This is a genomic window from Erythrobacter sp. HI0063, from assembly GCF_001635685.1.
Taxonomy (GTDB): domain Bacteria; phylum Pseudomonadota; class Alphaproteobacteria; order Sphingomonadales; family Sphingomonadaceae; genus Qipengyuania.
In genome coordinates, this window is record NZ_LWFF01000018.1 from 1 (window position 1) to 5,433 (window position 5,433).

Sequence of the window (5,433 nt, forward strand, 5' to 3'; positions counted from 1 at the left end):
GTGCTGGCGCTCGACTACCGCTGGTCGAATGAGCAGCAGTTTCAGACTACGCGCGAATGGGCCGAAGAGTGTTTCGGGAAGCATGGGCTACCATACGCAATCGCCCTGCATGCGCCCGATCCCGATGGGGATCCTCGCAATTGGCATGCCCATGTCATGTCAAGCTATCGCCCGATGACGCGCGTCGGCCCGAACGAGTGGGAGGTAGCCGAGGCCCTGCGCACCGATCTCGACAATCCCCGAAGCATGCAGCTCCTGCGGGAAAATTTTGCGCGTGCGATGACACGCATGTCGCGCGAAGCCGGTCAGTGCGAGCGCCACACTGCCTTGTCGCATGCTGCCCGTGGTCTTCCGGTGGAACCCCAGCAACATCTGGGAGAGGCGCGCACGCGCAAAGCAAGATCTGGCGAGTACGTTGCGGCAAACGAGGAGAACCACAGCCGCGTAGCGCGATCCCTGTCGGCGCTGGCATCCGCCGAGCTGGCCAGGTCCAGCAAGGATATCGACCGCAAGGCGCGCCAATTCGAGGAGGCGAGAAACAGGCTGGCGAAGCCGATCAAGTCACTGCGTGTGCCTTCGCGCCCGAGCTTGGCTTCCAACTTCACTTTGTCAGCCATCCCGCCCTTACCGGATTTCCGACAGGTGCAACCGATCGCGTCCGTTGACCTGCCCGAGCTTGCGGTCACCACGTCGCCATTTCGAATGCCGATCAAACGAAGGTCGACGAAAATTCCACCGCTGTTCTCGAACGATTTCGCGAATTTGCGAATTCCGCCGATTGTGCCGCAGGTGAACGTGCCGCCCGTCCCTAAATTACCCATCCAACCTGCGCGGGCTTTCAGCAAAATCGAGCCGATAACTACGCTTGCCGTCCCGGGGCTTACCCCGCAGATCTTCGAGTTCTCAGTTCCGAACAAACTATCTGAGCCAATGCCCTCCCTCATACCAATGGACGAATTTCCAAGGCCATCGCGCGCATCCGAACTCGCGGAGCAAGACGGCGTCGGTGCTGACCAGTCTGACGCCATGCCACCAGCCGCCCCCTCGCCAAGCGAGAGCGGTCCACGCCTCGATCTCGAAGAGATCATGGCACGCCTGCGGAAGAAGAAGCGCCTGATCCGTTGGGCCGGAAATGGCTTTGTGCTTCCAGCAGATATGTTGGAGAATATGGGGCTAGACCCAAGTTTCCTTTCTGCACCTGCTGCGCAGGATGCGCTGCGAGCAGAACATTTCCGGCAGGTTGATGACATCGGTCGCGTCGTCGAGCATTTCGCTGCAAAACCCGGAGATCTTTACGCTGTCCCCGGCGGAATACGCGCCCACCAGGACGTACCCCGCGATATTCGCGAGGAGGTTGACCGATGGCTGATGGAACCCACCATACAATCGGCGTTGCGCAAGCTGTCCCGTTTGGATGATGCCGATGCCGCAAGCCTTGAATATCAGCGCCGCATCGACCTGCTCCATAAGCTGATCTATCCTCACGCGAAGGTTCGGGTGCAATCGCTGGATGATATGCGAACCGCGCCTCGAGACGCGGCAATTTCTCCCGCCGACTCCGACAACGACGTCGCGATGAATGACGATCGTGAGCCCTCTGCCTACAAAACATCGCCAGGCTCGGCAGGATGGCCCGAACCCGGTAAGGGCCGCGGGGTCAATTAGAACAGGATGGTGAAGTGACCGGGTTGAGCCCGGTCGAAGGAGTGGAAAAGGGAGCAAGACGCTCGCTTGCGCTTCGCCGGGTTTGGGCCGGAGGCCGAACCCATGAAATACCAGAGATTCGACTACCCCGAATGCTACCAGACCGACCACGTCCAGGTGCTCGATATCGAAACGCTTTCACCGGCAAACGAGGACGGCTCGTTCCCGCCCTGGCCGCTGCACGAGCCCGTTTGCTGCAGCGTCTTGAGCCAGAAGAAGATCGGCGACGATTATGCGTTCGGCATCGAAACCATCGACTTCGCCAACGAACGGGCGGGCTTGCGCCGCCTGTTCGAGCTGCTCGATCCGGGCGCGACTTTGGTCACCTGGAATGGCCGGGGGTTCGACGTTCCGGTCCTGCAACTCGCCGCTTCTCGCCAATTGCTCTTCGAGGACAACGCCCTTCGCACAGCTTGGATGGCGCCGCGTTGGGCGATTACGCACGCCGACCTTGCCGAACTCTACGGCAGGTTCGGTGGTGCGGGGCGACCCAGTCTGGCGAACATATGCAAGGCACTCGGCATTGACGCCAAGACGCAGGGCAGCGGCGATAGCGTTGCGGCCATGATCGCCGACGGACGCGAGCAGCAGGTGTTCCGCTATTGCGAGGAAGACGTCGCAATAACCTGGCTAGCGTGGCTGCACTACGCCGCGTCGCGATACGCATCTCCCTCCAAGCTTGCCCATCCGCTGGCGGCGTTCGATCGCTGGCTTGCTGACGACACCGACGAGCGGTTCTCCCACCTCATGCACTTGCGCGATCTCTCCCTGTTCCGTGACGCCCGCGAGGCGGATCCCATCTTCCGCCTCGATCGGCTTATCCTGCAGGCCGAGAGGCGCGCGGCCCTCGCCAACATGCGCCCCAGCGCGATGTGACCTGACCTTCCTTGCCGAGACTGAAGGCAAGGATGGTGATTTAAAGGAAAATACGAAATGACTGACACGTTCACCGTGTGCTGCTTGCGCACGCGTGCTGCTGACGCAAACGACAGAGGCGACACGATCTACATCCACGGGGCCGGGGCAGCCCGGTTCGTTTTCGAAAACGGGCACTGGACCGCCCATACATCAAGCTGGGTGTGCGGCGGGCACTCCGATCCGGACGGTACTTTCCTGCAGTGGATCGCGAACCAAGCCGTCATGCAGCCGCTCGTGTTCTGGTCCCTGCCGGTATTCGTACAACAGGCGATTGCACTGGTCGATCAGGTCGACATCTCGGGCAATTGCGATCCCACCGATGACCTTAAAGCGATCCGCATGGCTGTCGGCCGAAGCGCTGTTCCTTCGGTGCAGGCCCACTATCCAAATACAGAACTCGCGACGGCTTCTTCGCCAGACGATGAGCGCAACCGCACGCTTCTGATCGAGATGCAGGGCTCGGGGGACACATCGCTCATCTCGCTGCACCGCTCGGTCACTGCCGAGGCCGAGCTGATCGGACGCTTGGCCATAAAGGCGCTCGGACGCGACGCTGAGCTCGACTGACGATGACCAAGAGCGCCTGTCGCCAACGCGCCCCGCCCTCAGGTGGGTTCGCCAACACTGACTAACCTCCGCCCGCTGCATGCGGGCTTTTTTATGCCTGGAGTAAATTTACATGACCAACCAAACTTCGGAACTGCTGCCCGTCGAGCAGTCAGCCGCCCTGCGCCAGAAGACCCATACGCTTGGCGAAGAGGCTGCGCTATTCCTCGCCGATCGATCCGCAACCAGTCCGTGGCAGCGGGTGATCGTCTGCGACTTCGAGTTTCTCTACGATATGGACGCCTTCAAGCGTTACCAGGTGGCCGAGAACGACGCTACGCAAGGCTTCGTCCGCTGGCCGTTCCACCGGATCGTCGCGGGCGCATGGTGTGTTCTGACCATATCGCCGGACATGGATCGACCTGTGGTCACCAATGTCGAGGTGATTACAGATCAGCCCGAGGAGGACATTGTCGGCGCGTTCTTCACCCTATGCTCGGCGTTTCAGGACGCCAGGATCATCAGCTGGGGAGGCGAAGCAAAGGACTTTCTATGCCTGAAGCGCGCAGCGATGGAACGCGGCATGGTCCTGCCGCTGCAACTGCGCGATCCGGCACCGTTCGCGCGTACCCGGCTTGACCTCTCTAGCGCGGTGCGATCGCTCGGCCATTACGTCCATCTTCCGGAGTTTTGCGAGGCCATCGGCGTGGCATCGAAGCCGATGCCCTCAAAGGATATCTCGCTCGCGGTCAGGTATGGCGCATGGGACCATGTGGAGACACAGGTCGTGGCTGACGTCTGCACGATCACACAGGTGGCCTGGCGCTATTTTCTTGCGACCGGGGCGGCCTCTGGTGCGCCTGATGCTGGTGACGACGCAGTCCTTGCGGCGCTAACCGATCGGTTTCCCACCAATTCTTGGCTGGCTAAGATGGCCGAGCCGCAACGATTGGCGGCATAAGTGACAGACAGCTCGCCGCCTTGCGGTTCAAGGCGGCGGGCATCCGCCGGTTCCCGCTCAGTCGGCACGTCCGATTGATTGCTAAAGCCTCTTGTGGTCTAGCTTCAAGAATCCCTTCCCGAGAAAGCAAAATTTTGCTTTTCTATCCGGCTGTCTACTGAGGCGGCTAAACATGGAGCCGCAATGCTGACGGGCGAAATCCGCAATCAAGTCGATCAAATTTGGAATGCCTTCTGGTCGGGGGGTGTGTCTAACCCGCTGTCCGTCATCGAGCAGACTACCTATCTGCTATTCATCAAGCGCCTCGACGACTTGCATACTCTTGAGGAAAACAAGGCCGCCAACCTTGGCATTGCGATGGAGCGGCGAATTTTTCCGGACGGCAACGACGATCAAGGTCGTCCTTACTCCGATCTTCGCTGGTCCCGCTTCAAGAACTTCGAAGCGCGCGAGATGATGGATGTCGTGGCCGAGCGGGTTTTCCCGTTCCTTCGCCAGCTGGGTGAGCACGGTTCCAGTTATGGCGAGCACATGAAGGACGCGCGGCTTGGTTTCAGCAACGCCGCATTGCTCGCCAAGACCGTCGACATGCTCGACAAAATCCCGATGGACGATCGCGACACCAAAGGCGATCTCTATGAATACATGCTCGGCAAGATCGCGAGCGCCGGCACCAATGGCCAGTTCCGCACGCCGCGTCATATCATCCGCTTGATGGTCGAGATGACCCAGCCGACGCCCGAGGACGTGATCTGCGATCCCGCGCTCGGCACAGCGGGCTTTCTGGTCGCGGCCGGCGAGTACCTGCGCGACAATCACCCGCAGCTGTTTCGCGATGAAAAGCTGCGCCACCACTTTCACAATGCCATGTTCCACGGGTTCGATTTCGACCCCACCATGCTCCGCATCGGCAGTATGAATATGACTCTGCACGGGGTGGACAATCCCGATGTCAGCTACCGCGACAGCCTGGCCGAAGAGCATGGCAAGGATGCGGGCAGGTACAGCCTGATCCTCGCCAATCCGCCCTTTGCTGGATCGCTCGATTACGATGCGACCGCCAAGAACCTCCAACAGATCGTCAAGACGAAGAAGACCGAGCTGCTGTTCCTCGCCCTGTTCCTGCGCTTGCTCAAAACGGGCGGACGCGCGGCGGTGGTAGTGCCCGATGGCGTGCTGTTCGGATCATCCAAGGCGCACCAGGAATTGCGCAAGCTGCTGGTCGAGAAGCACAAGCTCGAAGGCGTGCTGAAACTGCCCTCGGGCGTGTTCCGGCCCTATGCGGGCGTGTCGACCGCCGTTCT

Annotated in this window: 5 protein-coding genes; all 5 read left to right on the plus strand. The window is 60.5% G+C overall.

Annotated features, from left to right (window positions below; translation table 11 throughout):
• Positions 1-1,665 (plus strand): MobA/MobL family protein (locus tag A3736_RS01040; protein ID WP_197465443.1); only part of this gene is annotated, 1,665 nt, incomplete at its 5' end.
• A 66-nt stretch (positions 1,666-1,731) separates the two neighbouring features.
• Positions 1,732-2,580: a ribonuclease H-like domain-containing protein gene (locus A3736_RS01045; protein ID WP_067678109.1), complete on the plus strand. Its 849-nt coding sequence runs from the start codon at positions 1,732-1,734 to the stop codon at positions 2,578-2,580.
• A gap of 57 nt (positions 2,581-2,637) precedes the next feature.
• A complete protein-coding gene (locus A3736_RS01050) occupies positions 2,638-3,189 on the plus strand; it encodes a hypothetical protein (RefSeq protein WP_067678112.1) in 552 nt (183 codons plus the stop codon).
• Between the two features lie 112 nt (positions 3,190-3,301).
• A complete protein-coding gene (locus A3736_RS01055) occupies positions 3,302-4,129 on the plus strand; it encodes a hypothetical protein (RefSeq protein WP_067678114.1) in 828 nt (275 codons plus the stop codon).
• Positions 4,130-4,312: 183 nt separating this feature from the next.
• The coding region (locus A3736_RS01060) for a class I SAM-dependent DNA methyltransferase (RefSeq protein WP_067678117.1) at positions 4,313-5,433 on the plus strand (1,121 nt) is incomplete at its 3' end.

Coding starts and splice junctions, on each gene's coding strand:
- A3736_RS01050 (WP_067678112.1), top strand. CDS start 2,638: ATGACTGACACGTTCACCGTGTGCTGCTTGCGCACGCGTGCTGCTGAC.
- A3736_RS01055 (WP_067678114.1), top strand. CDS start 3,302: ATGACCAACCAAACTTCGGAACTGCTGCCCGTCGAGCAGTCAGCCGCC.